21 protein-coding genes are annotated in these 24,416 nt (G+C 63.9%); 12 read left to right on the plus strand and 9 right to left on the minus strand.

What is annotated here, in order from left to right; translation table 11 throughout:
• Positions 1–1,169: 1,169 nt before the first annotated feature.
• The 3 genes from dcm to LFT45_RS06110 form a co-directional block, all read right to left on the minus strand.
• Positions 1,170–2,429, minus strand: coding sequence for a DNA (cytosine-5-)-methyltransferase (gene dcm, locus LFT45_RS06105; RefSeq protein ID WP_272912772.1), 1,260 nt, complete (start codon positions 2,427–2,429; stop codon positions 1,170–1,172).
• A 267-nt stretch (positions 2,430–2,696) separates the two neighbouring features.
• Entirely contained in the window at positions 2,697–3,461 is a 765-nt protein-coding gene (locus LFT45_RS23465; protein ID WP_442863602.1) for a YDG/SRA domain-containing protein, read from the minus strand.
• Between the two features lie 261 nt (positions 3,462–3,722).
• Positions 3,723–4,613, minus strand: coding sequence for a ribokinase (locus LFT45_RS06110; protein WP_236807495.1), 891 nt, complete (start codon positions 4,611–4,613; stop codon positions 3,723–3,725).
• A gap of 140 nt (positions 4,614–4,753) precedes the next feature.
• Here LFT45_RS06110 and LFT45_RS06115 point away from each other — a divergent pair, with 140 nt between their 5' ends.
• The 4 genes from LFT45_RS06115 (at position 4,754) to LFT45_RS06130 (ending at position 9,714) form a co-directional block, all read left to right on the plus strand.
• The gene (locus LFT45_RS06115; RefSeq protein WP_236807496.1) at positions 4,754–6,187 is read left to right on the plus strand and encodes an MFS transporter; all 1,434 of its coding nucleotides are present in this window, start codon (positions 4,754–4,756) and stop codon (positions 6,185–6,187) included.
• A 35-nt stretch (positions 6,188–6,222) separates the two neighbouring features.
• Positions 6,223–7,224, plus strand: a complete 1,002-nt coding sequence (locus LFT45_RS06120) for a nucleoside hydrolase (protein ID WP_236807497.1) — start codon at positions 6,223–6,225, stop codon at positions 7,222–7,224.
• A 243-nt stretch (positions 7,225–7,467) separates the two neighbouring features.
• Positions 7,468–7,791, plus strand: a complete 324-nt coding sequence (locus LFT45_RS06125; protein WP_236807498.1) for a hypothetical protein — start codon at positions 7,468–7,470, stop codon at positions 7,789–7,791.
• A gap of 1,032 nt (positions 7,792–8,823) precedes the next feature.
• On the plus strand, positions 8,824–9,714 hold the full coding sequence (locus tag LFT45_RS06130; RefSeq protein ID WP_236807499.1) for an Ltp family lipoprotein: 891 nt from the start codon (positions 8,824–8,826) through the stop codon (positions 9,712–9,714).
• 538 nt (positions 9,715–10,252) lie between these two features.
• Here LFT45_RS06130 and LFT45_RS06135 read toward each other — a convergent pair.
• Positions 10,253–10,981 (minus strand): SDR family oxidoreductase, encoded by a 729-nt coding sequence (locus LFT45_RS06135; RefSeq protein ID WP_236807500.1) that lies wholly within the window; start codon positions 10,979–10,981, stop codon positions 10,253–10,255.
• A gap of 421 nt (positions 10,982–11,402) precedes the next feature.
• On the opposite strand from LFT45_RS06135, the gene LFT45_RS06140 reads away from it, so the two are divergent.
• Complete coding sequence (locus tag LFT45_RS06140) at positions 11,403–12,671, plus strand: S8 family serine peptidase (protein WP_236807501.1); 1,269 nt, start codon at positions 11,403–11,405, stop codon at positions 12,669–12,671.
• Between the two features lie 11 nt (positions 12,672–12,682).
• Here the strand turns inward: LFT45_RS06140 and LFT45_RS06145 are convergent, their stop codons facing one another.
• The 4 genes from LFT45_RS06145 to LFT45_RS06160 form a co-directional block, all read right to left on the minus strand.
• Positions 12,683–13,465 (minus strand): GntR family transcriptional regulator, encoded by a 783-nt coding sequence (locus LFT45_RS06145; protein ID WP_236807502.1) that lies wholly within the window; start codon positions 13,463–13,465, stop codon positions 12,683–12,685.
• A gap of 240 nt (positions 13,466–13,705) precedes the next feature.
• The gene (locus tag LFT45_RS06150; protein WP_236807503.1) at positions 13,706–14,284 is read right to left on the minus strand and encodes an HNH endonuclease; all 579 of its coding nucleotides are present in this window, start codon (positions 14,282–14,284) and stop codon (positions 13,706–13,708) included.
• Positions 14,285–14,420: 136 nt separating this feature from the next.
• Positions 14,421–15,821, minus strand: a complete 1,401-nt coding sequence (gene xylB / locus LFT45_RS06155) for a xylulokinase (protein ID WP_236807504.1) — start codon at positions 15,819–15,821, stop codon at positions 14,421–14,423.
• Positions 15,821–16,768 carry a sugar-binding transcriptional regulator gene (locus LFT45_RS06160; protein ID WP_236807505.1) on the minus strand — a complete coding sequence of 316 codons (948 nt, stop codon included), beginning with the start codon at positions 16,766–16,768 and terminating at the stop codon, positions 15,821–15,823. The genes xylB and LFT45_RS06160 overlap by 1 nt, the downstream gene beginning before the upstream one ends.
• A gap of 211 nt (positions 16,769–16,979) precedes the next feature.
• Between LFT45_RS06160 and LFT45_RS06165 the strand changes: the two genes are divergently transcribed.
• The 7 genes from LFT45_RS06165 to LFT45_RS06195 all read left to right on the plus strand — a co-directional run bounded on the left by LFT45_RS06165 (position 16,980) and on the right by LFT45_RS06195 (position 23,582).
• A complete protein-coding gene (locus tag LFT45_RS06165) occupies positions 16,980–18,326 on the plus strand; it encodes an ABC transporter substrate-binding protein (RefSeq protein WP_236807507.1) in 1,347 nt (448 codons plus the stop codon).
• Between the two features lie 26 nt (positions 18,327–18,352).
• Positions 18,353–19,321: a carbohydrate ABC transporter permease gene (locus LFT45_RS06170; protein WP_236807509.1), complete on the plus strand. Its 969-nt coding sequence runs from the start codon at positions 18,353–18,355 to the stop codon at positions 19,319–19,321.
• Positions 19,318–20,253, plus strand: a complete 936-nt coding sequence (locus LFT45_RS06175; protein ID WP_236807514.1) for a carbohydrate ABC transporter permease — start codon at positions 19,318–19,320, stop codon at positions 20,251–20,253. The genes LFT45_RS06170 and LFT45_RS06175 overlap by 4 nt, the downstream gene beginning before the upstream one ends.
• 55 nt (positions 20,254–20,308) lie before the next feature.
• The gene (locus LFT45_RS06180; protein ID WP_272912773.1) at positions 20,309–21,388 is read left to right on the plus strand and encodes an NAD(P)-dependent alcohol dehydrogenase; all 1,080 of its coding nucleotides are present in this window, start codon (positions 20,309–20,311) and stop codon (positions 21,386–21,388) included.
• A gap of 25 nt (positions 21,389–21,413) precedes the next feature.
• Positions 21,414–22,880: a mannitol dehydrogenase family protein gene (locus tag LFT45_RS06185; protein WP_236807516.1), complete on the plus strand. Its 1,467-nt coding sequence runs from the start codon at positions 21,414–21,416 to the stop codon at positions 22,878–22,880.
• A gap of 214 nt (positions 22,881–23,094) precedes the next feature.
• Positions 23,095–23,259, plus strand: a complete 165-nt coding sequence (locus LFT45_RS06190; protein ID WP_236809042.1) for an antitoxin MazE-like protein — start codon at positions 23,095–23,097, stop codon at positions 23,257–23,259.
• 20 nt (positions 23,260–23,279) lie between these two features.
• The gene (locus tag LFT45_RS06195; RefSeq protein WP_236809045.1) at positions 23,280–23,582 is read left to right on the plus strand and encodes a type II toxin-antitoxin system PemK/MazF family toxin; all 303 of its coding nucleotides are present in this window, start codon (positions 23,280–23,282) and stop codon (positions 23,580–23,582) included.
• A gap of 28 nt (positions 23,583–23,610) precedes the next feature.
• Here LFT45_RS06195 and LFT45_RS06200 read toward each other — a convergent pair whose 3' ends face one another.
• A complete protein-coding gene (locus LFT45_RS06200; protein ID WP_236807518.1) occupies positions 23,611–24,396 on the minus strand; it encodes a Wadjet anti-phage system protein JetD domain-containing protein in 786 nt (261 codons plus the stop codon).
• Between the last annotated feature and the right edge of the window lie 20 nt (positions 24,397–24,416).

The raw sequence follows: 24,416 nt of genomic DNA on the forward strand, positions 1-24,416 counted from the left end.
TTGGTCGCCAAGAGTACAGAGGAGCGTGTCAAAATCCGGCCCCCAAACGTCGGGGGCCGGCCCCATGCTGGCCGGTCCAGGGCGGAGCGTGGCAACCCTCACCGAGGGCGTTTTAGTCAGCAGTGTTCTTAGTGCAACTTGGTCTGGGTAGGTTTCAGTCAAGAGCCAGCTGAGCCCCGAAGGCACTAGATCAATAGAATTGTGAAGTACTCGTGGTCCCGCGACTAGTACAACAGTCTCAGGGGATCCGGCGGGCTTCTTTATTCGAGCGACAGCGGCGGAGGGCATGAGCTCGGATACATTTAGACAATCGGGCCCTAGGGCCTGTGCAAGAACGTCGAGGATGTGCGATACGAAGGCTTCGTCTAGGAGTAGCTCGGAGGCACGCAGGTGCGTGGCAGATACTTGAACCGCTGAGCGTAACTCTTGAAGGCGGAGCGATGTCCCGGTGGAGTGCAGTTGAAGGCGCACGACCTCCGTCTCTTGGTAAATGCAACGGCTAAGAATCAAGCGCCTCGAAACCGCCTCGTCCCCTGAAATCGCTGGCCATTCGGCCGTTTGAATCGATTTTGCCGCATACATGATCTGGCTTGGAGTGGGCCGTTGGCCGTCGCTGAGCAGCTTGTGACATATGGCCGTTATGCTGGCGGACTTGGCAATTTGTTGCTCAAAGTAGTTGTTCCCGGCGACGTTGAGTAAACCTTGAAGGACTCCCCGAAGGTTTTCTGTTTCCTCCAGGTTTCGAGGCTGAAAGACGCAAAGCACATTTGCCGTTTGATCATCGATCTGTGAAAGGCGCGTGGCAAGCGAGCTGCACCGAGGAGATCCGTTCTGAACTATATGAACATTTACCGTCCTGTCTGGTCCAAACTCGATAAGAAAGAAATCTCCAGCACTCGCTAAATTTGTGACGATGTTTGATGGATAGTAGAGTCGCAACTCCGTGCGTAACGGGTTGTTCTCCCTGGCATCGTAGTATGTGAGTGACGAAGAGACAGCAACGGGTTTCGGATGCTCTGGACGCCAATAATGGTATTTTGCTGGATAAGTGTCTTTTCCTTCTGGCTTTCCAAGGATTGCCCGAAGTCCTCCGGCATGGAACTCATGTTGTCGCGACCGTGACGGGTCCACCTCTACCGACGATATTCTCTTCCACGCTAAGGCGTGCATTAGGCGGTTGCCGCGCGGGCAAGTGTTCGAGTCTCTAGGACCTTGGCGATATGCGGTTTCATGGCCCGAGCGGCTTCGGCGAAGACGGGAACGACAACGGAATTTCCAAACTGCTTATAGGCCTGCATGTCGCTCACAGGGATCACAAATGAATCCGGGAAACCCATAAGCCGTGCGCACTCGCGCGGGGTGAGGCGTCGCGGGCGCGCTGCCTCTTGTGCCACAAGAATTTCAGAACCGTCCTTGTAGTACCTGGCAGAAAGAGTGCGCGCAGTGCTTTCACCGTCCACGAGGCCGTAGCCAAATCCGTTTCCGGCGAGCTTATGCTTGGCTGAATATTGCTGAAGGTACTCCCATAGTCCCGGTGTAAGTGTGTACTTACTGGGGACCTGTGACCGTTCATGATCGAAGTATCTGTATCCATCGGAGGGGATGAAGGGCTCGCTACCATCTGATTTGTGGAGAATATCTCGCATGCGGTGAGATTTTTCAGGGAGGTGAAATTCGTCCCAAGAGAAGCTTGTGGCTTCAGCAAACCCCACGATCACTATTCGTTCACGGTGCTGCGGAGTGAAATGTGCGCCGTCTATGACGCGCGAATGTACCTCATACCCGAGCTCATGCTGAAGGGTGTTCATGATTATTCGAAAAGTGTTACCACCATCGTGCGATCGGAGATTCTTGACGTTCTCCAACAAGAAGGCTGAAGGTCGTTGTTCCTTCAAAATGCGCTTGATCTCGAAAAACAATGTTCCTTGGGTCGGATCAGAGAATCCATGAGGACGATTTAGTGAATTCTTCTTACTAACACCGGCTATGGAGAAGGGCTGGCACGGGAAGCCGGCCAACAGAACATCGTGATACGGAATGTCATGTGACGGGTCGGTGATGTCTCCGATGAACGCGTGATCTACTCCATGGTTGGCTGCGTAGGTCTTTTGTGAGAACTTATTCCATTCCGATGTAAGAATACAGCGCCCTCCGGCGGCCTCAAAGGCTGTACGGATTCCGCCGATGCCGGCGAAAAGATCGATGAAGGTAAAGTCACTCGAGTCATTCCTACCCGTGCTTCCACCGTGAAACCCGGAGATCAGGGCGTCCAGGGCTGGAGCCTCAGCTGCATCGGACGGGACGCCTTCGGCGGTCCAGCGAACTATAGTTTCGATGTCTACGCGCAGGTAGTCCGCCAATTCTTTCCGAGACAGGAAGGAGAGCGCGGTATCGAGGTGGCTCCGTGATGCTGGAGTTTGGCATTGCATATGAGTATTTTGCCTATGGTCCGGGGGCGCGGCCGGACGCCGCGCCGTCTGATGTGTACGTGCTCGCTGCGAGAGCCGCTGAGTGACGGGCTGTGCTAGTAGATTGCTTGCCGCGCTGGGATTGAACGAGGAACTGGCGGCAGTGGCCCGCGCCAGTTTACCAAGTCGAGGTGCGCCGGAGTATTCTTTGTCTCTTGCATTTTCCGCCCGGCCTGAGTCGCCCGCCTCAACTCGCAGTGAGGTGCTGCTCCAAGTTGCAAGTGGAGGTCACCAAGCTCGGGCTTGCGGGCTTTTCCTTAGATACGCACGAAAACACGACGTACAGAGCACTGTCTGCTGGTCGGCAGCAAAGACACCTAAGCCGCCTCCGCCTCCCGGGACGGCGCGTAGCAGCTCTCCCTTCCCTATGTCCTGTGCGGCCGAGCATTGCTCACAATGCCAGAGAGCACGCTCTAGGCTTACGAGCCGTTCATTTGTCACCTGGGTCGCTCTGTCATAAGTAAGCATGGGTAGCGTCCCGCTGTTGCGAGGATTCACGGGAAAAGGATGCCCTTTGTGGTCCAAATCCGGCTCAAAAACGTAACCGAGGTCAGAATCCACTGCATCCAGCTGGTACATGCAGACATCGAACTTTCCTGTCTGATCCAGCCAATACCTAGATACTCGAAAAAGTCCATCGTAACGGTAGACTTTTGCTCCTTTTTTGGGTCCCCAGCCCCGGATAAGCCGAATGGCCATGCCGCTAACGGATGAGGCCGCCAAACCCGCGTTGGCTCCCTCAAAGCGCTGATGATCTACTTGCACCCCTGTGTCCCTGTCGAACCCGCCTTGTCCGGAGTACGACAGAGTGATTCCATGGTCTCTATCTCCGCTGTACACGCCAGCTGCAACGATGGCGCGAGTTAAGTGCTCATCCCCGTCTATTCCGTTAACCGTATGTCGATGAAGTCCGGCGTCCTTCACTTCCTTCCTGCTGTGAAAGACGCTTCCTACCGGGACGCTTGCGACATGCCCCAAACCGTAATCCGTCATACGGGAATCGTTTCACGTAACCGCTAACAATCGCCCGGATCGGGGAGTAAGCCGATGCCGTGTCGATGCTGGGCTTACGCTCTGTTGATGCTGTTGATGCTGTTGATGCTGTTGATGCTGTTGGCAGCTGAATCTGCTGCAGAAAGGTATTTTTGTTGGAGCCAAGTCAGCTAATTTCACCCGCGTGTAACGGCGATAGATAGTACGGGCGGGACCGGTACTGCCAGGACGCGGTTCCTGCGCCCGGCTTCTACCAGGGAGCTACTCGGAAAGCACTATTCGCTGGCCGGCATCCGCCGCATTCGTTGTCAACGCTACGTAGTCCTGCAGCAGAGCAAGCGCCGGCTGCGACGAAGGATCGCCCACGGCATCCGCCCCCACGGCATTGGCCACGGCAAGGGCTCGCGTGTAGTCAAGCCCGCTCCGAAGTGCCAACACCAGCGCAGCACAGAACGCGTCACCCGCGCCAATCGTGTTCGCCACCTTCACCGCAGCAGCAGGTGCCTCGGCCACTTTCCGGCCGCGCTCGAACATCGCCGAGCCGTCCTTCCCATATGTCACCGCGATGAGCTTCGCGTTGACGAGGGCCGGGATCAGCTCGTACTCCGTCTCGTTGACGATCACTAGGTCGCACCGCTCCAGCAGCTCGGCAGGCAGGTCCATCGCCGGCGCGGCGTTCAGCACGAAGAACCTAGACGACTTCCGGGCCGCCTCCAGCACCACGTCCAGGCCGACCTCGAGCTGGCACAGCACCGTCTCGTCGGGCTGGAATTCCACACCCTCAAGGGAAAACGCCGAGTTTGCCCCCGGGCACACCACGATCTGGTTCTCGCCGTCGCGGTCCACCACGATCAGCGCCGTGCCTGTCGCGTCGCCGTCGAGCACCGCCACGTCGGCAGTGTCCACGCCGGCGGACGACAGGGCCTCCAGCATGAGCCGGCCCTGGGCATCGTTGCCCACCGCGCCGATCATCCGGGCACTTCCGCCGAGGCGTGCTGCGGCCACGGCCTGGTTGGCGCCCTTGCCGCCGGGCTGCTGCTGCAGGACGCCGCCCCCGATGGTCTCCCCGGCAGTGGGAAGCCGGTCCGTGGTGGCGATGATGTCCAGGTTGATGCTGCCGACAACGGTGACGGCAGGAAGTCCAGTGCTCATAAAGAAGTCCTATCAGGTCGGGCCAAGAGTGGCCGGAGTTGGAAACAGTGTACGGCAGGTTGAACTTGTTCGTCATACATGGTTGTATAACAACTCACATCCCAATGGCAGGAGCAGCCTGCAGAACAAAGGAGTTTGATGTGAACACACCAGCCGCCGGCACCGCATCGCCGCCTCCCGCCGTCGACAATGAAGCAGTGGACCAGACCAAACTCGGCGGCCGCCGCGCCGCCCTGCTCATTGTCACCCTCCTCCTCGGCGTGCTGTCCTTCCAGCTCAACGCCAGCATGGTCACCCCGGCGCTGCCGCAGATCGCCGCCAGCTTCGGCCTGGGCGCCGACGCGGCCGCCCCCGTGCAGTCCATGTTCTTCCTCGCCGGCGCCATCGCCGGCCCGGTGATCGGCAGGTGGAGTGACTTCATCGGCCGCCGCACGGCCCTCTTGCTGGTGCTGGCCATCATGGGCGCCGGCACCGTCCTCTGCATCGCCGCGCCCACGCTGCCGCTGCTCATCGCCGGCCGCTTCCTGCAGGGCGTGTCCAGCGCCGTCTTCGCGCTCTCCTACATCGTGCTCAGCGAAAACCTGCAGCCGCGCGTCTTCGGCACCTCGGTGGGCATCATCGCCGCCATCAACGGCGGCGTCGGGGGAGTGGACGGCTACGTCGGCGGCCTGATGTCCGAGACCCTCGGCTTCCGGTCCATCTTCATCGTCGTGCTGGTGCTCACCGCCGTCGCCGCCGGCTGCATCCTCAGGACCCTCCCGAAGGGGCGTCCGCACGGCGTCCGCGGCGCCATGGACTGGTGGGGAGCGGGCTCGCTCTCGGTGTTCCTGGTGTTCATCACCTACTTCGTCTCCGGCGGGTCGTCCGCCGGCTGGACCGCCCCCGGCACCCTGGCCCTGCTGGCCGGCACCGTCGCGTCCTTCGCCTCCTTCTGGATGATCGAAAAACGGCGCAGCCACCCGCTCATCGCCGTCCGCCACCTGCGCTCCCGCCAGGTGTGGCCCGTCATCGCCACCACCGTGCTGACACTCGCTGGCATCTTCGCCGTCATGAACTTCACCGTGGTGCTGCTCAGCCAGGATCACGACGCCGGGTTCGGGCTCAGTGCCTCCCTCTCGGCCCTGCTGTTTCTCACGCCGGCCGCTTTGATTGGCGTTTTCGCCGCACCTTTGGCCGGGTGGCTCGCCGGCCGCCGCGGCTGGATCAGGACGCTCCGTGTTGGGACCGGCCTAAGCCTGGCCTGCGCTATTGCTGCCGCTCTGTTCGCCGACAACCAGGTGGCGGTGATGGTCGCCGTCGCCGCCCTGGGCATCTTCTACAACGGCCTCTTCCTCACGGCGATCAACGGGCTGTCCGTCCTGCTTTCGCCCAAGGAGGCGCCGGCTGCCCTGCCCGGCATCAACGGCGCCTCGTTCGGCATCGGGGCGAGCCTCGGCGTCGTGATTGTTGCCCCGTTCGCCGCCCAGGCGACGCCCGCCGGCTACGCCACCGCCCTGTGGATCTCGGTGGCCATCACCGCTGCCGCGTTCATCGTCAGCCTCTTCGCCGCCGCCCCCAAGGGCGAGACCCTCTGACCCTTCCGCACCTGACCGAAAGAAGAACCATTTCCATGACCAGCCACCCGTTCTACCTCGACTGCGACACCGGCATCGACGACGCCCTCGCCGTGGCCTACCTGCTCGCCTCCCCGGAGGCGGACGTGCGGGGGATCGGCGCCGTCAGCGGCAACGTCAGTGCCGCCGTCGGCGCCCGCAACACCCTGGACCTGCTCGAGCTTGCCGGGCACGCGCACATCCCTGTTGCGCTCGGCGCGCATGACCCTCTCGCCGGTTCCTTCGGCGGGGGAGCGCCGTGGGTGCACGGTGCCAACGGCATCGGCGAGGTTTCGCTTGCTGAGTCCTCGGTTTCTCTTGCGCCGGAGACGGCGGCGGAGATGCTGGTGCGGCTCGCGCACGAGTATCCCGGCACGCTGCGGGTCCTGGCCATCGGCCCGCTCACCAACATTGCCCAGGCCCTGCGGCTGGAGCCTTCTTTGCCGTCGCTGGTCGCGGAGATCACGATCATGGGCGGCGCGGCCCTGGCCCCGGGGAACCTCACGCCCGTGGCGGAGGCGAACATCGCCAACGACCCCGAGGCCGCCGCCCTGGTGCTGTCCGCCGACTGGGACGTGACCCTGGTGCCGCTGGACGTGACCATGACCAACGTGCTGGAGGAGAACCACCGGCAGGAGCTGCTCGCTTCTTCCGGTCCGGTGCCGCGGGCGCTGGGGGAGATGCTGGGCTACTACTTCCGGTTCTACGAGGGCATCTTCGGCCGCGCCTGCTCGGCGATGCACGACCCGCTTGCCGCGGCGCTCGCGGTTGGAGCTGTTAGCGCGGCCGTGGCGCCCGTGGTTCATGTGTACGTCGACACGACTTCCGGGCCCAGCCGCGGGCAGACCGTCTGCGACCTGCGCGGGCTGTACATGGACTACCCGGAGCAGCCCGGCGCGCGCTGCCGCGTGGTGCTGTCGCTCGAGGGGGACTTTGCGCCGCATTTGGTGGAGAGGCTGGTGGCGTCTGATTTGGTCGCTCCTATGGCTGCAACCGTCGTAGGTGCAGCCGTAGCCTAACCGCCGGGCGGTCGAAGCCGCCATGGAGACCTTGATAGGTACTTATCCGACTGGTACCTGAACGGCGGGGAAGGACATCAAAAGTCAGGTGTGCAGCACTTAACCTTCTTCGCCTTCGGGCAGAGAAACGCGCCGACGCTGTACGCGTGTAAGGACGGCACCGTGGCTGGTCCTGCATACGCGGGTTGATGCTACAACCTTCGTGTAATCTATCGAAGTCATTCGCACTTTCAAGGGGTTATTTTGCAGTTCAAGCGTTCAGCCGGAATCTTTGCTTCTGGCGTTCTTATGTCGATTTCCGGCTACATTTTTGGTGCGATCTTCGCTGGCGCCGCTGCTGCCTCAGCGTCTTCCTACTACAGCCGTGGCAGCAACGGATTTCTCATCGTGCTGGCCGTGCTCGGTTTTGGCGCGGCACTAGCTGGCACCATCATGATGATCGTTGGTGCTTACCGTGCACTTGTGAAAATCGATGCTTTGCCGGTCCCGGCTGGCACAGCGCCGCAGCCCGCCACGGAACCCGCGGCGGTCGTCGAACAGCCGGCGCAGGCGAGCGTCAGTTCGTAAGCTCCGGTCACCGGGTTAGCGAGAAACCCCGCAGCAGATTCATGTTGCGGGGTTCCTCCGTTTCGCGACCCAAGCACGTCTTTCCGCGGCGGCACGGTACGTGGTGCCTCACATGGACGATCTGGACTGGAGTGGCTGCATCACTGAGAAGTGGCCCGCGCGGTCGGCGATGAGGCACTTGACCAGGTGAAAGGGCCGGTTGGCGTGCCGGACGTACTGCGTCAGCACGCGCACCGGGTCCGACGCGCAGGTCCAGCAGCTTGGCACGGCTCGGGCCCACCTGGCACAGACCGATCTGGCACTCATCGGGCCCCCGCCCGCTGCACTGATCGTGTGGGCGGAGATGGTTTCCTGCGAGCGACGGGCTCGCCGTTGCGGATCAAAGCGGACTCCGCAGCCAGGCCTAATTGCCCGAGGGGCTGGCTGACGCCGAGGAGGGCGCGGATGAGGCCCCTGCTAAACGAAGGCTACGGCCCCTGGGAGGAAGTGCTCGGCCAGCGTTGGTTCTCCCGGCCAAAGCTGCCGCAGGAAGGCGCGGCCCCAGAGTTCATCCTTTCACGACAATTCCCGCCATGATTCGACAGGGGATCTAACGGACACCGCTCCTTTGCATAATCCTGCGCAGAATCTTGCGTTCAGTGTGGCCAAACCCAAGCAAACGTTGAGCTTGTGGCAGAAGAGTGGGGCAGAGCACACGGCTTGTGGGGAAGCCGGCTTTCGATGGAAAACCGGGTGCCCTCGCGACGAGATGTTTCGCACGACACCATCGAAGGGAACAGTATGTCCCAGTCCAATCAGGACCAACCTCAGACACCTAGGGCGGCTCCCGCCCCCGGTCAGCCCGAGTGGCAGCCGGCCACGGCGCCGCAGTCGCAGGCCTCGTACCCTGGGCAGCCCGCCCAGCCGCCGTATCCGGGGCAAGTCCAGAACCAGCACCCCCACCCTCAGATGCCTCAGCAGCCGCCGATGCCGGGCGCCGCTTATGGCTACTCGCAGTGGGGACAGGCACAGCAGAGTAACAAGTCTTTCCTCGTGACTTGGCTGCTCTCCCTCCTCCTCGGCGTCTTAGGCGTGGACCGGTTTTATCTGGGCAAAGTCGGAACCGGCATCCTCAAACTGATCACCTTCGGTGGTCTGGGCATTTGGGCCCTGATCGATCTCATCCTTGTACTGACCAACAAGACCCGCGATAGGCGGGGCCTTTCGCTTGAGGGTTACGACAAGCACAAGAAAGTGGCCTTGATCGTCACGGGCGTTTTCGTCCTCCTGAGCATTATCTTCAACGCCAGCCGCGGCGCAGCTGCGCCAACCTCCAGCACGGCCGTTTCCAGTGTGAATGACTCCGCCGCCGCTTCCGCGACTGCAACTCCGCTGGAGACCGCAACCCAGGATCCCGCCGTCGCCAAGGCTGAGGCCGCCGCGAAGGCTAAGGCTGACGCGGACGCTAAGGTCCAGGCTGACGCTGCTGCCAAGGAGGCCAAGGCTAAGGCTGACGCGGACGCTAAGGCCAAGGCTGACGCTGCTGCCAAGGAGGCCAAGGCTAAGGCTGACGCAGAGGCCAAGGCCAAGGCAGACGCTGCGGCCAAGGCTAAAGCGGAAGCTGCCGCTGCTGCTAAGGCTGCCGCTGAAGCCGGAACGATCAGTCAGCAGAACGCCCTGCAGAAGGCTGCTGATTATCTCAATTACACTGCATTCTCGCGTTCCGGTCTTATCAAGCAGCTGGTCTTTGAAAAGTATTCGACACCGGATGCGACCTGGGCCGTGGACCGCGTGAGCGTCAACTGGAACGAGCAGGCAGCCAAAAAAGCCAAGGACTACCTCGAATACACATCCTTCTCGCGTGCCGGGCTGGTTGACCAACTGCTCTTTGAGGGCTTCACCCCGGCGCAGGCCGAGTACGGCGTGAGCAAGACCGGTCTCTAGCGACTAGGACGAACACGTGGCCCTGATTGGAAGGCACAGCTTCAGGGCATGAAGGATGCCCCGGCCGTATTCGGCCGGGGCATTTCTCTTGGGAATAATTTTCTAGGGTTTCCGGCAGACGACCGCGGCGGGGGATTCGATTCAGGTTGCAGCAGGCCAGATTGTCCGGCCGCTAGCTGCGCAAGTGGCTGTTCGAGAACCGCGACTCCTGACCGTCTTTCAGCAGCATGGCGCGGCCGGGGCCCACCCGGCTCGGCTGACTTGGAACTCGCCCGACCCCAACAAACCGCCCTACTGTTGAGTGCCGCCAGAAGGGTAGTGCCGCCGTCGTCCTTTACTCCAAGAGTGCGCAGGCACGCCCGCCGAAGCTGACCGGCCCGGTGGAGACGTTCTCCTGAAAATGAGCGACGGGTTCGCTCATTTACGTGCCGAGCTCGGTCTCGGTGGGGCGGCGCCTGGAGCCGGGCCGCAGCAGGCTGTTGCGGACGGGCTACCTGGAGCAGCCCAACCTGCCGGGTGATCCTAGAGTCCGACTGGGTCAGGAGAGCCAGTCGGTGTAGTGGGTGGGGGCGAGGTGAGCGTTCTTGTCGGTGAGAACGTCCCCCTTGACGACCGCGAACATGCCGGCGCTAGGGTCGGGAACGACAGTACGGCTGTCGCCCCTGCGGGACAACGTGATCCCGCCCAGCTCGTCCAGGGAGAAGACCTCGGGGCCGGCGATGTTGCGGATGCCATTCAGCGGGGCGCCCGCGGCAACTTCCGCTACCGCGTCGGCAACGTCCTTGGCGGCGATCGGCTGGATCGGCGTGGCGGGCAACCGGACGGTGTCGCCGTCGGCGGTCCAGGACAGGACCGCGTCCACGAACTCCATGAACTGCGTCGCCCGGACGATGGAGTAGGGGATCGGCCCGGCCGCGAGGATGTCCTCTTGGAGCACCTTTGCCCGGTAGTAGTCCAGCTCCGGCACCTGCTCGGCGCCGACAATGGAGAGGATGACGAAATGGCCGACGCCGCCATTCTGGGCCGCGGCCAGAAGATTGTCCATCGAGGTCTGGAAGAAGGCCGGGGAGGCTTCGTCGAAGGTCGGGGAATTCGTCAGGTTGACGACGACGTCGGCCCCCGCCAGCGCCTCGTCCAGTCCCTGGCCGCTGATGACGTCGACCCCGGTGGACTGCGAGTGCGGTACCGCCTCATGCCCGGCGGCATTCAGATTCTTGACGACCTGGGACCCGATCAGCCCGGTACCGCCGATGACTGCGAACTTCATGACATGCCTTTCGTCGGGAGTGTGTGCACTGTATGGCGCATGAACCACGTGTGGGTGGCCTGCACCAACCCCGGATAGATTCTGTCCGGGTAAATCGGCCGAGGGCCGCCCGTGCTAGTAAGCATCGATGAACGTGGCCGTCTCGTCCAGAGGCGCCCGGCCCGTACGGGCGTCCGCCGCTGTGCAGCCCTTCGGCAGGGAGAAGCAGGATGAGCTGGGTAACTGGATCGGGAAGCTACTTGGCGCGTCTCTAGTGACTCTGACGAGCAAGTGGCGTTGATTCAAGGTGCTTCAGGGCGCAAAGGGAGGCCCCGGCCGATTACGGCTGGGCATCCCTCGTTGAAATACCTCCGGCAAAAATTCGGGGTAATTTTCCGGCAGACACTAGGTAGCCGGTCTGCATTGGAGCAAGATGCTCGGTATGAAAAATGTAGTTATAGCCAGCCTCGCCGCCGTAGTCGTAGGTTTAGGCGCGATCACCGTGGCTGTCCCGAGCAACGCGGCAACGGAGCCGCAGCAGATCCCTGGCCAGATCATCGTCAAGTTCCGAGACAGCGGCGCTGCGCCTGGGCTGCTGCGCCAGAACGGCGTCAGCGACGGCGTCGGCATCGGCAGCACTGGAGCGCACCTCGTCAAGGTGCCGGCTGGCAAGGAATCTCAGCTGATCGAATCCCTGAACCGGAACCCGGCCGTTCAATACGCCGAGCCGGACCAGCTCGTTACCGCCGCCGTCGATGAACCCGACCCGGACTACTTCCCTCGCCAGTACGCTCTGCACAACGAGGGGCAGTCATTTACCAGCACCAACAACACGGTGACCGTGGCAGGGGGCACGGACGACGCCGATGTGGACGCCGTGGAAGCCTGGGACGTCACCACCGGCGAAGGCATCAAGGTTGCCGTGCTCGACACCGGCGTCGCCACCGACAACAACGACATTGCAGCGAATGTTGTTCTGCGCGCCAACTTCAGCAGCGCCGCAACAGGCGAAGACAATTACGGCCACGGCACGCACGTGGCAGGCATTATTGCCGCCACCAAGGACGCGGCGGGTGTCTCCGGTGTATGCCCGGACTGCTCCATTTTGGACGGCAAAGTCATCGACGACAGCGGCTCCGGCTCCACCTCCTCCATTGTCAACGGCATCAACTGGGCGGTTGAAAACGGCGCCAAGGTCATCAACATGAGCCTCGGCCAGCGCGTTCCATCACTGGCCCTCGAGGATGCCGTCAACAATGCATGGAATAACGGCGTGGTGATTGTAGCCGCAGCGGGCAATGCCGGTACCCAGGCCCCGATGTACCCGGCCGCATACCCCAACGTCATCGCCGTCGCCGCGACCGACAACAACGATGCCAAAGCCTCCTTCTCAACCTACGGCGGGTGGGTGGATGTGGCAGCGCCCGGGGTGGACGTCTACTCGACCTTCCCGAAGCACCCCTTCACCATCGGTACCCAGAGCGGCCGCGAGATGGGTTACGACATCGCCAGTGGCACCTCCATGGCCTCACCTATGGTGGCCGGCGTTGCCGCGCTTGTCTGGAGCACACCTGCCGGCACCGCAAACACGTCAGTCCGCGCCACCGTCGAATCAACCGCCGACGCCGCGGTTACCGGCACGGGCACCTACTGGGCGCACGGCCGCGTAAACGCGTGCAAGGCTGTGGCTGGTGTCTGCGACCAGCCATGACAGCTGCAGTGCTAGGACTGGAGTGACTGCATCACTGAGAGGTGACCTGCGCGGTCGGCGATGAGGCATTTGGCAAGGTAGAAGGGCCGGTTGGCGTGCCGGACATACTGCGTCAGCACGAGGACCGGGTCCGAGGCGCGCAGGTCCAGCAGCTTGGCGCGGCTCGGCCCGACCTGGCTCAGGCCTATCTGGCACTCGCCGGGGCCTAGTCCCCGGCCAGCCGCCTTGTTGAGCGCCGTGAGCAAGGTGGTGCCGCCGTCGTCCTTGATCTCCAGGGGCGCGGCGGCGCCGCCGGCGAAACTGACCGGCTGGGCGGAGATGTTTTCCTGCAGGTGTGCGATGGGTTCGCCGTCGCGGATCAGGACGGACTCCCAGAGCCAGACCTCGGCGCCGGGTTCGACGCTTACGCCCGGGGCGACGAACTCGGAGGCGGGCTGCCGCTCCACCTGGATGCGCTTGATCTGGATCTGGTGTCCGGGGCCGCCGAGGACTTCCTCGAAGGGGCGGATGCGTTCGATGCCGATGCGGGGGAGGGTGTCGGAGACGAACCGGCCGACGCCGCGGCGGGCCCGGATGAGGCCGTCCTCCTCGAGCAGCATCAGGGCCTCGCGGACCACGGTTCGGCTGACTTTCATGTCGGTTCCGAGCTCGGTCTCGGTGGGGAGCATGGAGCCGGGCTGGAGCAGGTTGTTGCGGATGGCTTCGGCGATCCGTGAGTAGACGGCGACGCGGAGCGGTGAGCCGGGCTGGGCCTCCACCGGCTGGGACAGGAACCGGACGACGTCCTCGTGCACGTTTGCCTCGCTTGCGTTTGTTCGGGGAGTCCAGCGTAGCAAGTGGTACGTGCTTGTTGGACAAGCTCCTCAGGACGGGAACCTTCGGGCTGGAGGTTCTGCTTCCCGTAGTTCCGTTCCGTCCATTGTGCGCGGATAGCGGTCTTGAAGGACGCGCTGTAGCACTGTTGGGCTTGGCGCGGCGTCCGCCCAGCCTCATGCATTGCCTTGATGTGCCTACCGAGAGAGCCCGCGCTCCGGCTATGGGAGCGGCTGCCGTTCGCCGACGGCGACTGCACGTCCGAGAGGGACGTAGGTCCGTCGGCGTCGTTCCAGCCTTGCCTGTTGTCCTGGCGACGGGACCTGCGCCCCTTTCGCCCGGTTGCACCTGCTGCAGGCGGCGACGAAGCTCAGCAGGCTGGTGGAGCCGCCCTTGGACCACGGGTAAAAATGGTCGCCGTGCTCGGCGGGGCGCGGACAGCGCCGACTGAAGCCCACTTCCATTTCACATTGGCCGCCTGCGCGGGCCATCCCTTCGCGGCGCTGCTGCCGTGTGAAGCGGCGGACCGGATCCTGGCGTCTGACGTCGCGGCTCTGGATGACGCGTACGGTCACGATCAGGACGACGACGAGCACTCCCGGGAGCGCGACGGCGGGCAGGACGCCGTCGAACATCTGGCTGAATATCCCGGTCACAGGAGTGGCCGGCTGGCTAACCGAGGGTTTCAGGGTATTCGCCCTGACCGCGAGGAAAGCGGCGGCGAAGATCCAGATAGTCAAGGCAACCGTGGCCATCTGGAGCAATTGACGGGTCCAATAGATGCGCTTCAGTTCCAGCATTTGGTCTCTCCCCAAGAAGACTTCGCAAGAGTGCAGCAGGCGGTGGCCTGTTCACTGAGGGAGATCGTACATTGAACATCGGTTGCGACAGGCTTAACGTGCGGGCCCTGGTTTCGACAGGCTCAACCAGCAGACCTCACACCCCGTAAAAGCTCTTGCGCACCTCGGCATAGCGCTCCCGGACGCCCAAGCCCCAGTCCCCGTCGGGTTCGTAGGCAGCCTCGATGCTGCGCTTCCAGTCGGGAAGCTCTCCGGTGGCTGCCCATGCGGCCTGTTTCGCTGCGCCGAGCGCGACGTATTCCCTGCTTGCCGGCACCTCGACGGGCAGGTTGAAGATGCTCGCTGCGGCTTGGCGCAGGGCCTGTGATTTGGAGCCTCCGCCGATCAGGAGAATCTTGTCCGGGGTGCCGCCGGACTGCCGCAGGACGTCGATGGCATCCGCGAGAGAGTTCAGCACCCCCAGTACGGAGGCGCGGGCGAGATTCTCCGGGGTCATGTTGCTTCTGGTGAGGCCGGCCAGGCTGCCGCTGGCGTGCGGCAGGTTGGGGCTGCGCTCGCCGTCGAGATAGGGAAGGAAGGTGAGCCCGCCGGCGTCGCTGCCGGCGGCCAGCGCCAGGGCGTCCAGTTTCGCCAGGTCGACGTCGAGCATGGCCGCCGTCGCGGCCATGACCCGGGCGGAATTCAGCATGGCCAGCAGGGGCAGGTGGCCGCCCGCCGCGTCCGCGAATCCCGCGATTGCCCCGGTGGGATCCGGCATGGGGGAGGGTGAGCTGGTGAAGACGGTTCCTGAGGTGCCGATCGAGACCACCACCTCGCCCGGGCGCAGCCCCAGTCCCAGCGCCGCTGCGGCGTTGTCCCCGGCGCCGGCCGCGAGGACGGCCCCGTCGATGCCCCAGCCGTTCTTTACGGTTCCGGCCTGCTCGTTCGACGCCACGACGCGCGGCAGGCGCGGTACGCGTCCGAAGAAGCGTTCCAGCAGGTCTGTCCGGTAGCTGTTGGTGACCGGGGAGAAGTAGCCGGTGCCGGAGGCGTCGCTCCGGTCCGTGGTGAACTCCCCGCCCAGGGCGCCGTTGAGCCAGTCGTGGGGGAGGACCACCTGGTCGACGCGGTTCGCGGCGTCCGGTTCGTTCTGCGCCAGCCACGCCAGCTTGGAGATGGTGAACGAAGCGACCGGGACGAGGTTGACGGCGTCCACCCACTCTTCGGGCCCAAGTTCGTCCCGCAGCCTCGCCGCGTCCGGTGCGCTGCGGGTGTCGTTCCACAGCAGGGCATCGTGTACGGGCGTCCCGGAACTGTCGAGGGCCACCATGCCGTGCTGCTGGGCGGCGATGCCGGCAGCGGAGACGGAACCGCCCAGCCGGTCGGCGCCGGCGGAATGCCATGCTTCCCGCAGCGCGGAGGTCCACACGGACGGGTCCACGGCGGTGAGATCAGGGTGGGCCGCCGCACCAGACGTCATCACGTCACCGGTTTCGGCGTCCACGGCAAGGACCTTGCAGGACTGGGTGGAGGAATCCACCCCGATGACTGTGCTCATTAACTCTTCTCCTCGTCGATCAGGTCAGTCAGGGCCTGGGCCAGCGGCGTATCAATGATCAGCGTGGTGACGAAGCCGGCCTTGGCCACGGCCAGCACGGCTTCAGCCCGTGCCTCCCCCTGGGCCACGGCAACCACCTTCGGGGTCCGCTGCAGCTGCTTGATGGTGACGGCGATGATCTGTTCGTCCAGCCCGGATTCGACCGCAACGCCTTTTGCGTCCAGCAGGCGTCCCGAGCATTCCCCGACGGCGCCGGCCTCCACGGCCGCCTGCCTCACCTGGGCGTCGGCCCGGTCCCAGACGGTGGAGGTGGCGGGCTTCCAGGCGCCGATTGCCACGACGGCCAGGTCGAGTGAATCCGCCTTGGCCAGGGCCTCGGCGATCTCCGGCTGGCGGCGCAAGCCGGCCGCCGTCGTCGGATCTTCAACCACCAAAGGTGCCCACAGCGGCCAGGTGAGACCCCCGCTCACGTGTCCCAGCCGCTGGATCAGCTCAAGGGGATTGCTCTCGCCTTCTGTGGGGAGGGCGCCGGCAAGCTGGACGATGTCGCACCGGGGAAGCTCCCGGACCAGCCGCGAGGCCACGTCCAGGGTGCGGGACCAGGAGATGCCGATGGTCCCGCCGGCGGGTGCCTGCCGGGAAATTTCGACGGCGGCCGACTTGGCCAGGATGCCGCGCGCCTGGATCACGTCCCCGGTGGTCTCCGCAACGATGACCTCGCCAATCCCCAGCGCGGACTCGATGCGCCGGATGTCGGCAGCGGAGACGCGGGACGGGAAATGCACCTTGATTTCCACGATGCCCTTCTCGAACGCCTCCGTGAGCAGGCGGGCCACCTGGAACCGTGAGATCTCATAGGTGGCGCCAATCTCCACCTTGGAACGGTTCTCCAGGTAGTACTCGCTGCTGATGCGCGCCAGAAGCTCTTCATGGGAGTGCTCCGTCATGCTGGTCACCTCTCGCACGTCTGATCATTTGAGTATTGCCTCTTGCTCAAACGAGTATATATGACTAGAGTCGCATGACAGATGAGCAGTTAGCGAAGCTCATATGAGCATACTCAACCGAGAACCGACCGGGGCCAAGCGGCCCCTAGAGTCCGGGCCCACTACTTCGGCCCGGCCTCGTGTCCCGACTCTTGAGCACAAAGGAGTTCTTATGCGTCCCAACATGCGCGCCGCCTCGCTGGCCGCAGGTGCCCTGTGCATCGCCCTGTCCGCCTCGGCCTGCGCCGGAGCCGGTGGCGGATCAGCCGCAGGCGACCCCAACAGCATCAATGTCCTGATGGTGAACAACCCGCAGATGGAGGACCTGCAGCGGCTCACCGCGGACAACTTCACCAAGGAAACGGGCATCAAGGTCAACTACACCGTGCTGCCGGAGAACGATGTCCGGGCGAAGATCAGCCAGGAGTTCTCCAGCCAGGCCGGCCAGTACGACGTCGCGTCCCTGTCCAACTACGAGATCCCGTTCTTCTCGGCCAACGGCTGGCTGGCCCCGCTGGACAGCGTGGCGAAGGATGCCGCGTTCAACCAGGACGACATTCTGCCGGCCTACACGGCGTCCCTCACCGGCAAGGACGGCAAGCTGTACGGTGAGCCGTTCTACGGTGAATCCTCGTTCCTGATGTACCGCAAGGACATCCTGGAGGCCAAGGGCCTGGACATGCCGGAGAAGCCCACTTGGGACGAGGTGGCCGATATCGCGGCGAAGGTTGACGGGGCGGCTACGGGGATGAAGGGCATCTGCCTGCGCGGCCAGCCCGGCTGGGGCCAGGTCTTCGCGCCGCTGACCACCGTGGTGAACACCTTCGGCGGGACCTGGTTCGACAAGGACTGGAACGCCCAGGTCAACAGCCCGGAATTCACCGCCGCCACCGAGTTTTACACGAAGCTGGTCCGCGAGCACGGTGAAGCCGGGGCCGCGCAGGCCGGATTCACCGAGTGCCTGAACAACATGAGCCAGGGCAAGGTGGCCATGTGGTACGACGCCACCTCCGCGGCCGGCGCCCTGGAAGCCGATGCGTCACCGGTGAAGGGGAAGATCGGCTACGCCCAGGCCCCTGTCAAGGAAACCAAGTCCTCCGGCTGGCTCTGGACCTGGTCCTGGGCCATGCAGGCGGCCTCAAAAAAGCAGGACGCCGCCTCAAGGTTCATCGCCTGGGCCAGCTCAAAAGATTACGAGGAACTCGTCGCCGCCAAGCTCGGCTGGGCCAAGGTCCCCTCCGGCAAGCGCATCTCCACCTACGAGAACGCCGAGTTCCAGCAGGCGGCGCCGTTCTTCAAGGCTGAACGCTTCGCTATTGAGAACGCCGACCCGAAGAACCCCGGCGCCCAGGCTCGCCCCGCCGTCGGGATCCAGTTTGTCGGCATTCCCGAGTTCGCTGCCCTGGGCACCAACGTCTCCCAGGGCGTCAGCTCCGCCATCGCGGGCCAGGGCACCGTTGCCGATGCGCTGGCCAAAGGCCAGGAAGCAGCGCAAAAAATCGGCAACAAGTACAAGTGACCACCACTGAACCGCAGGAGAATCCCATGACTACCGCAACGGCGCGCATCTCCCGCCCGGGACACCACGCAGCCACTCCTTCACGAAACGCCCGGTCGCGTGAACGCGCCCTGGCCTGGGCACGGCGCGCACCACTGCTCCCGGCCCTGATCTTCCTCATTATCGTCACCCAGCTTCCGTTCGTGGTGACGCTGATCATCTCGTTCCTGAACTGGAACAGCCTCAGTCCGGACAAGACCGCCTTCGCCGGACTGGAGAACTACGTCACGGTCCTCACCGACCCGGACCTGCGCCAGGCCATCTTCACCACCATCCTGCTCACGGTCTCCGTGGTCCTGCTCAGCCTGCTCATCGGCCTGGGCCTGGCCCTGCTGCTGGACAAGAAGTTCATCGGCCGCGGGCTGGCGCGGACCCTGCTGATCGCACCGTTCCTGGTGGTCCCCGTGGCCGCGGCCCTGATCTGGAAGCACGCCCTGCTTAACCCGACCTACGGGCTGATCAACGGAATCCTGACCTGGGCCTGGTCCCTGTTCGGCAGCGCCACACCGCCGCAGCTGGACCTGCTGTCCCAGGCGCCCCTGATGGCGGTCATCGTGTCCCTGGTCTGGCAGTGGACCCCCTTCATGATGCTGATCCTGCTCGCAGGCCTGCAGTCCCGCCCGATGGACACGGTCGAGGCGGCGCAGATGGACGGCGCCACGCCGTGGGGCATCTTCCGCCACCTCACGCTGCCGCACCTGCGCCAGTACCTGGAACTCGGCGGCCTGCTCGGAGCCATCTACATCGTGCAGAACTTCGACTCCGTCTTCACCCTCACCGCCGGGGGACTGGGCACCGCCAACCTGCCCTACGCGATCTACCAGACGTTCTACTTCGCCAACGAGTACGGCCTGGCATCCGCCGCCGGCGTCGTGGTGGTCATCGGCACCATCATCGTGGCGACCTTCGCCCTCCGCACCGTTTTCTCGCTCTTCAAGAAGGAGGCAGCACGATGAGCACCCTCACTCCTGCCGCAGCCCAAGGCACACCCTCCGGCCCCACCGCCCTGAACAGCGGCAGTCCCCGCCGCAGTTCCGGAAAGCTAAAGTCCAAGTCCCGGATGGACCCCACCCGGAACAACACCGCGGCCGGCATCGCCGCCTGGCTGCTGGCCCTGCTCTTCGCCACCCCGGTTCTGTGGATGATTCTGACCTCCTTCCACTCCGAAACCGACGCCGCCACCAACCCGCCCTCCATCGCGGCCAACCTCACCCTGGACGCCTACAAGGAGTTCTTCGGCGCCAGCTCCGGAGTGAGCCCGTGGCCGCCCATGATCAACTCCGCCACGGCCTCGATTCTCTCCACAGTCCTCGTCCTGGTCCTCGCCATCCCCGCGGCCTACGCCCTGTCGATCCGGCCGGTGAAGAAGTGGACGGACGTGATGTTCTTCTTCCTCTCCACCAAGATGATGCCGGTGGTGGCCGCGATCCTGCCGCTCTACCTCTTCGCCCGCACCGTCGGCGCCCTGGACAACATCTGGTTCCTGATCCTGATGTACACGTCCATGAACCTGCCCATCGCGGTGTGGATGATGCGCTCGTTCCTCGCTGAGGTGCCGGAGGAAATGCTGGAAGCCGCTCAGATTGACGGCGCGAACCTCCTGCTCATCCTGCGCAAGATTATCGCCCCCGTGGCCATGCCGGGCATCGCCGCCACAGCCCTGATCTGCTTCATCTTCAGCTGGAACGAACTGCTCCTGGCCCGGGTCCTCACCGGCGTCGTCGCCGGCACCGCCCCGGTGTTCCTGACCGGCTTCGTCTCAGGCCAGGGCCTGTTCCTCGCCAAAGTCTGCGCGGCTGCCGTCGTCATCTCGCTCCCGGTGCTGTTCGCCGGCTTCGCCGCGCAGGACAAACTCGTCCAGGGCCTCTCGCTCGGCGCGGTGAAATAACCAGCGCGGTCAACTAGCCCCGCACTCTTATCCCGACTTTCAGAGGAATACTTTGATGACCACATCAACCGCACAGTCCCCGGCCCCGGGCCAGCGTGAACAGCAAGCACAGCCGGACGTGCCCGCCACCATGCGTGCCGCTGTCCTGAGAAGCCAAGGCGACATGGCAATGGAGACGCTGCCCGTCCCGGACCTCGAGCCCGACCAGGTCCTGGTGCAGGTGGCCGCCGTCGGCGTCTGCGGCAGCGACGTCCACTACTACGAACACGGCCGGATCGGCGACTACGTGGTGGACCACCCGCTGATCCTCGGCCACGAGCTCTCCGGCCGGATCGCAGCCGTCGGAAGCTCCGTCAGCCCTGACCGCATCGGCAAGCGCGTCGCCGTCGAACCCCAACGCCCCTGCCGCACGTGCAAGCAGTGCAAGGCGGGCCGTTACAACCTCTGCCCGGACATCGAGTTTTACGCGACGCCGCCGGTCGACGGCGCCTTCGCCGAATACGTGACCATCCAGAGCGACTTCGCCTACGACATCCCGGACAGCGTCAGCGACGAGGCCGCCGCCCTCATCGAACCGCTCTCCGTGGGGCTCTGGGCCTGCGAACGCGCCGGGATCCGCCCCGGCAGCCGGGTACTGATCGCCGGTGCCGGACCCATCGGCATCATCGCGGCCCAGGCAGCCCGCGCCTTCGGCGCCACCGAAATCTACATCAGCGACATCGCCGAGGACCGCCTGGCCTTCGCCCTGGAACACGGCGCAACCCATGCGATCAACGCGAAGACGGACACCGTGGAAGGGCTCGACGTCGATGCCTTCATCGACGCTTCCGGCGCACCGCAGGCGGTCCGTTCCGGAATTAAGGCCGTAGGCCCCGCCGGGAAGGTCATCCTCGTGGGGTTGGGGGCGGACGACGTCGAACTCCCCGTCTCGTTCATCCAGAACCGTGAGATCTGGCTCTCCGGAGTCTTCCGCTACACCAACACCTGGCCGCTGGCCATCCAACTGATCGCCGACGGCAAGGTGGACCTGGACATCCTGGTCACCGGAAAATTCGCCCTCGCCGAATCCGAAGAGGCACTCATCGCGGGCAAACAGCCCGGGCAGCTCAAAGCCGTCGTCTACCCGGGCCGCTGACAGCCCGCTCTGAAAGGAACACCACATGCTCACAGATTCCGCACTGGCAGAACTTCCGGCCAGCCTGGCCAAACCGTCCTACGACCGCTCGGCTTTGACGGCGGGGATCGTCCACTTCGGCGTCGGCGGCTTCCACCGCGCCCACCAGGCCATGTACCTGGACCAGCTGATGAACGCCGGCCTGGGACACGACTGGGCCATCTGCGGAGTGGGCGTCCTGCCCGGCGACGCCCGCATGAAGCAGGTCATGGACGAGCAGGACTGCCTGTACACGCTGGTGGTGAAGAACCCCGACGGCACACGCGAAGGCCGGGTTATCGGCTCGATCATCGAGTACCTTTTCGCCCCCGAGGACCCGGAAGCAGTCATCGAAAAAATGGCCTCCGACGCCGTCCGGATCGTTTCGCTGACCGTCACGGAGGGCGGGTACAACTTCCACCACGTCACGGGCGACTTCGACGCCGAAAACCCGGACGTGGTCCACGATCTCCAGGCGGGAGCCGCGCCGCGGACCACCTTTGGACTGGTCACCGAAGCCCTGCGCCGCCGTCGGGAACGCGGCCTGGAACCTTTCACCGTGATGTCCTGCGACAACATCCAGGGCAACGGCGATGTGGCCCGGAAGATGTTCACCGCCTTTGCTTCGCTCAAGGACCCGGCACTTGGCGCCTGGGTCGCCGAGAACGTGCCCTTCCCCAACAGCATGGTGGACCGGATCACCCCCGTCACCACAGACGAGGACCGCCAGGCCATCGCCGAGGAATTCGGTGTGGAGGACGGCTGGCCGGTGGTCTGCGAACCCTTTGAACAGTGGGTTCTGGAAGACCACTTCAGCCGGGGCCGCCCGCCGTTCGAAAAGGCCGGCGTGCAGCTGGTGGAGGACGTGGAGCCGTACGAACTGATGAAGCTGCGCCTGCTCAACGCGAGCCACCAGGGCATGTGTTACTTCGGCTACCTCGCCGGCTACCGCTACGCGCACGAGGTGGCGCAGGACCCGCTGTTCGCCCGGTTCCTGCTGGATTACATGGACAGGGAAGCCACCCCGACGCTGCAGCCGGTGCCCGGCATTGACCTCGAAACCTACAAGCGCACGCTGATCGAGCGCTTCTCCAACGAATACGTGCGCGACACCCTGGCCCGGCTCTGTGCCGAGAGCTCCGACCGGATCCCGAAGTGGCTCCTGCCGGTGGTCCGCATCAACCTAGAGAACGGGGGAGAGATCAAGCGGTCGGCTGCCATCGTGGCGAGCTGGGCCCGGTATGACGAAGGAACGGACGAGCAGGGCAACCGGATTGAGGTGGTGGACCGGCTCAAGGACACCCTGATGGCCGCTGCCGCACGCCAGCACCAGGAGCCGCTGTCCTTCATCTCAAACCGTGAAGTCTTCGGCGACCTGATCGATAACGAGCGCTTTGTCACTGAGTACTCCGAAGCCTTGGCCAGTCTGCATGACCGGGGCGCCAAGGAGACGCTTCGCCGGCTGGAGTCCTGACTTCCCGGTATCAGGACAACCCATCCCACTCCGAGTTTTGTCCAGATAATGGCCGCTCCGAGGGTTTTAGGAGCCATTATCTGGACAAAAACTCACCTCGCAGTGCCGGTGGCGGAGGCTCACGGAGCCTGCCGGCGCCAGCGACAAACGGACGCGTTACATGTAACGTTGAATTATGAGCGTTAGGGATCGGGTGGCAAGGCACCGGCTTGCCATGCGCGAGCGAGGGTTCCGACAGATTCAACTGTGGGTGCCAGACACAAGGACGGAAAAGTTCAGGTACGAGGCTGAGCGCCAAGCACTGGCGGTTGCCGACTCTGACCGCGCAGGCGACGACCAGGATTTCATAGAACAGATCTCGGAAGACTGGCCGGAGTGAATCGCGGTGAGCTGTGGACGGTGTCCGGCGGGACATACGCGCAAAAGCCCAGGCCCGCGCTCATCATTCAGGATGACCTATTTGCAGCATCCGAGTCGGTCACCCTACTGCCACTGACGTCCCACCTCACGGACGCCCCATTGCTGAGACTGACGGTTGAACCGGGACAGCTCACCGGCTTGGAGCGCGTAAGCCAGATCATGGTAGACAAGCTCACAACAGTCCGCCGCTCCAACCTGGGGCAGCGGGTAGGCCGGATAGATTCCAAGACGATGGTTGCAGTTGAACAATCGCTTGCTGTCTTTCTCGGGCTGGGGCGCTGACTAGCATAATTTCCGGGTTTCGACAGGATCAACCACCGGGGCGGAGCCGTTCGAGTGCCCAGTCCCAATTGATGAGCTCCTGTTCGAGGCGGACGGATGGGCCGTACTTGTCGCTGCCCAGTGCATCGTAAAGCGCCGACTCTTCCGCGGACAGCCTCGTCAGCGTAGCGCGCGACGGTGACGGCTCCGTTCCCCAGGCGTCGCGGTGGGCGAGTAGCGTTTCCTCATCCATCAGGACGCTCTCTACATGCAGGTGTACGGCGCGGAGTTGGTCAAGGATCCGGAAGCCGTGTGTGTCGATGTCGCCCCAGTAGAGGACCTCGCACTCGCGGAGCCAGCGGGCCTCCCGCAAAGATGAGAATCCGTAGCCTGCCCCATACAGCGCCAGCGTTCCGGGCCTTTCCGGCAGCGCGAGGAAATTGACCTGGTTCTCGGTCGCGATCAGAGTGTGCACCGGCAGTTGCAGAGTACTGAATGCCTCTGCGGTGACGGTGATATCCCGAGCGCCGCCGAGTGCAGGAATCGCTGGGTCGAGGATACGGAAACGGACGAGCTCAGGCGGGTGCAGAAACCCATGACGGCGGGCGAAGCGGGCTGCCGGGGTACGGCCGGCGCCGTCGTCCAGGGCAACCTCGGGCTCGGCCGCTGCTAGGGCCTCGTCTAGGGGCGCCTCGGAGTCGGTGTCCGCCCCGTCAACCTCTGAGCCGGGTGCAGTGACAGCGGCCAGCAATTGATCGATGACCTGCCGGTGCCGCTCAATGAACTTCGTGTGCACGCCGGGAAGTCCCAGCTGCCGGACGTAGATTCCGGGCATCGAGGGTGTTTCATTGAGTG

It is taken from the genome of Arthrobacter sp. FW305-BF8 (assembly GCF_021789315.1).
GTDB lineage: Bacteria > Actinomycetota > Actinomycetes > Actinomycetales > Micrococcaceae > Arthrobacter.

What these genes read in the sequence shown, in the direction of transcription:
- LFT45_RS06120 (WP_236807497.1), top strand. Translation starts at nt 6,223, where the DNA reads ATGACCAGCCACCCGTTCTACCTCGACTGCGACACCGGCATCGACGAC.
- LFT45_RS23465 (WP_442863602.1), bottom strand. Translation starts at nt 3,461, where the DNA reads ATGACGGATTACGGTTTGGGGCATGTCGCAAGCGTCCCGGTAGGAAGC.
- LFT45_RS06190 (WP_236809042.1), top strand. Translation starts at nt 23,095, where the DNA reads ATGCGCGAGCGAGGGTTCCGACAGATTCAACTGTGGGTGCCAGACACA.
- LFT45_RS06165 (WP_236807507.1), top strand. Translation starts at nt 16,980, where the DNA reads ATGCGTCCCAACATGCGCGCCGCCTCGCTGGCCGCAGGTGCCCTGTGC.
- LFT45_RS06135 (WP_236807500.1), bottom strand. Translation starts at nt 10,981, where the DNA reads ATGAAGTTCGCAGTCATCGGCGGTACCGGGCTGATCGGGTCCCAGGTC.
- LFT45_RS06140 (WP_236807501.1), top strand. Translation starts at nt 11,403, where the DNA reads ATGAAAAATGTAGTTATAGCCAGCCTCGCCGCCGTAGTCGTAGGTTTA.
- LFT45_RS06185 (WP_236807516.1), top strand. Translation starts at nt 21,414, where the DNA reads ATGCTCACAGATTCCGCACTGGCAGAACTTCCGGCCAGCCTGGCCAAA.
- LFT45_RS06110 (WP_236807495.1), bottom strand. Translation starts at nt 4,613, where the DNA reads ATGAGCACTGGACTTCCTGCCGTCACCGTTGTCGGCAGCATCAACCTG.
- xylB (WP_236807504.1), bottom strand. Translation starts at nt 15,821, where the DNA reads ATGAGCACAGTCATCGGGGTGGATTCCTCCACCCAGTCCTGCAAGGTC.
- dcm (WP_272912772.1), bottom strand. Translation starts at nt 2,429, where the DNA reads ATGCAATGCCAAACTCCAGCATCACGGAGCCACCTCGATACCGCGCTC.
- LFT45_RS06180 (WP_272912773.1), top strand. Translation starts at nt 20,309, where the DNA reads ATGACCACATCAACCGCACAGTCCCCGGCCCCGGGCCAGCGTGAACAG.
- LFT45_RS06160 (WP_236807505.1), bottom strand. Translation starts at nt 16,768, where the DNA reads ATGACGGAGCACTCCCATGAAGAGCTTCTGGCGCGCATCAGCAGCGAG.
- LFT45_RS06150 (WP_236807503.1), bottom strand. Translation starts at nt 14,284, where the DNA reads ATGCTGGAACTGAAGCGCATCTATTGGACCCGTCAATTGCTCCAGATG.
- LFT45_RS06170 (WP_236807509.1), top strand. Translation starts at nt 18,353, where the DNA reads ATGACTACCGCAACGGCGCGCATCTCCCGCCCGGGACACCACGCAGCC.
- LFT45_RS06175 (WP_236807514.1), top strand. Translation starts at nt 19,318, where the DNA reads ATGAGCACCCTCACTCCTGCCGCAGCCCAAGGCACACCCTCCGGCCCC.
- LFT45_RS06200 (WP_236807518.1), bottom strand. Translation starts at nt 24,396, where the DNA reads ATGCCCGGAATCTACGTCCGGCAGCTGGGACTTCCCGGCGTGCACACG.